3 protein-coding genes are annotated in these 2,257 nt (G+C 38.8%); all 3 read right to left on the reverse strand.

Going from position 1 to position 2,257, the window contains the following annotated elements; translation table 11 throughout:
- Window positions 1-129: 129 nt before the first annotated feature.
- A complete protein-coding gene (locus tag FFR48_RS27395; RefSeq protein WP_137669526.1) occupies window positions 130-684 on the reverse strand; it encodes a glutathione S-transferase family protein in 555 nt (184 codons plus the stop codon).
- A gap of 15 nt (window positions 685-699) precedes the next feature.
- Window positions 700-1,164 (reverse strand): hypothetical protein, encoded by a 465-nt coding sequence (locus FFR48_RS27400; RefSeq protein WP_137669527.1) that lies wholly within the window; start codon window positions 1,162-1,164, stop codon window positions 700-702.
- An 83-nt stretch (window positions 1,165-1,247) separates the two neighbouring features.
- Window positions 1,248-2,257: RNA-guided endonuclease InsQ/TnpB family protein (locus tag FFR48_RS27405; protein WP_137669528.1), on the reverse strand; the 1,010-nt coding region annotated here is incomplete at its 5' end.

Here is a 2,257-nt window from a genome sequence, read left to right on the forward strand (position 1 = left end):
GACGCGCGTGCAAGAGACAACTGGAATAAGACACCAAGCACCCAGTGCCACGGACCCGTTCTAGTGTACTCAGACCACGATCCCCAGTCCACAGTCGCCAGTCACCAGTCCCCAGTCCCCAGACACCTTTTACCTTTTACCGATACTGTTTTTAAACGCTGGACGTTCAGAAATTTTCTGAATATAGTTAACAACGGCTGGATATTCACTCAAATCAAGCTTGAGCATAATGGGAATATAAGCGAGTATAGATCCCACAGCCACATCGGCAACAGTGAATTCATCACCAAGTAAGAAAGGTTGCCGCGCAAAAATTTCATTCAGGGTAGTTAATAGGCGGGGCATTTCTCGCTCGCGGTTGGCTTCCACAAAAATTCCTGTAGCCAAGGTGGAATTACCAAATAATACCCATTGGGAAAATATGGCACGTTCCTCTAGGGAAATCGGATTTTTACCATATTTTTCCGCAATATACAGCAAAATTGCCCCTGATTCCCATAGTTTCAAATCACCATCCATAATTGCTGGAACTTTGCCTATTGGGTTAATTTCCAGGTATTCAGGTTGTCGATGTTCACCTGCTTTCATATCCAAAAGGATAAATTCGTAGGGAACTTGTAGTTCCTCTAAATACCACTGCACAATTGATGCACGGCTAAAAGCGCCACCGTAAAGTTTCAACATAATAACTGCTTAAAATCAAAGAACTTTGTGAGTGTGAGAATGTTGTTTAACGTTGTCGTCTTTAGTGACAACTCTAGCGGCATTTAGCACCCGTTTGCGTTCTGTAGAATAATTAAAATCGGTTTTGGTTGTTCCTGCGGGAATCAGGGTTTGGGCTGATTCACGACGCTTGTAGGTGCGAGCAGCTGAAAATGACCGTTGTACAAATTCATCTCCAAACTGTGCTGAATCAGGAAATCCATCAGGTAATAACAGCTTATCACCATCCAAGATACTTCCCAAAGTAGTTGCACAGGCAAGTTTGTATGAGGTAGGAATGCCTTTTAATATTGCTTCTAATGCTGCTGAGGGAATAGGTTCTATAACTTCGATTTGGTGTACTTCTCCATCTTCTTTGTAAAAGCAGGTTGCCAAGCCGATCACAATGTAATCATCGGCTGTAAGGTCTAAAGCATCTGCATAAGAAATTGTTGTTGTCATAGGAAATTTACTCAAAATTAAATTGTACTGGGCATTGGACATTGGGCATTGGGTAACTTCCGATACAAAAAAGCTAACTAATGCTAACAAAAGTTGGCTTTTTCTTCCTGTTTCACCAGTTCGACTACGCTCACTGAACTCCTAGAAGTGTCGGCACTATCTAGTCCACAGGCTAACACGATCAATCTGACCGCTTCTTGTTTTAAATTAATCGCAGCGTTTAAATCTCTGTCACTCTCAAAGCCACAGTTATCACATTTAAAAACTCTTTGAGATAATGACAGTGATGATTTCTTTTCTCCACAAGTTGAGCAAGTCTTGCTACTGGGATAATATCTATCCACAATTACTAACTTACTGCCATACAGTTGTGTTTTATATTCTAGCTGCCTTCTGAATTGATAAAAGCCCATATCTGATATAGCTTTTGATAATTTCCCATTTGCTAACATCCCTGATACATTCAAATCTTCTATCCCTATCACCGCGTGGTTTTTGCTGATATAGGTGGTGATTTTGTGTAATGTATCTTTTCTGATGTTGGCTATTTTTTGGTGTAATCTTGCTATTTTGATTTGTGCTTTTCTATAATTATTTGAACCTATGAGTTTATGGCGGTTCAAATATTGTATTCTTGCTAACTTTTTCTCATACTTTTTATAACTTTTTACGCCATCAAATATTTCTCCTGTTGATAATATTGCTAGATGATTTATTCCTAAATCAACTCCTACAAACTCTTGATTTTTCTGGGTTTGAGTCGTTCTCACCTCCAGTTTCCAAGAGATAAACCATTTATCAGCCTGTTTACTTATGGTGACAGATTTCGGTTTATATCCAGTCGGAAGAATTTCATAAGTTTTCAGCCAACCAATGACAGGAACTTTAATTTTTCTATAATCAATTTTTATTGCACCATCTAAGGTGAAAGAATCATGTTTACCCTTTTTCTTAAACTTAGGAAACCCTTTACTTTTCTTGAAGAAAGATTTAAAAGCATCTGACAAATATCTTAATGAGTATTGAGGGGCGCATTTAGATACTTCATAATACCAAGGATGGGTAGATTTAATGGCTGCTACTAACCATTTGT

Source organism: Sphaerospermopsis reniformis, assembly GCF_005402885.1.
Classification (GTDB): domain Bacteria; phylum Cyanobacteriota; class Cyanobacteriia; order Cyanobacteriales; family Nostocaceae; genus Sphaerospermopsis; species Sphaerospermopsis kisseleviana.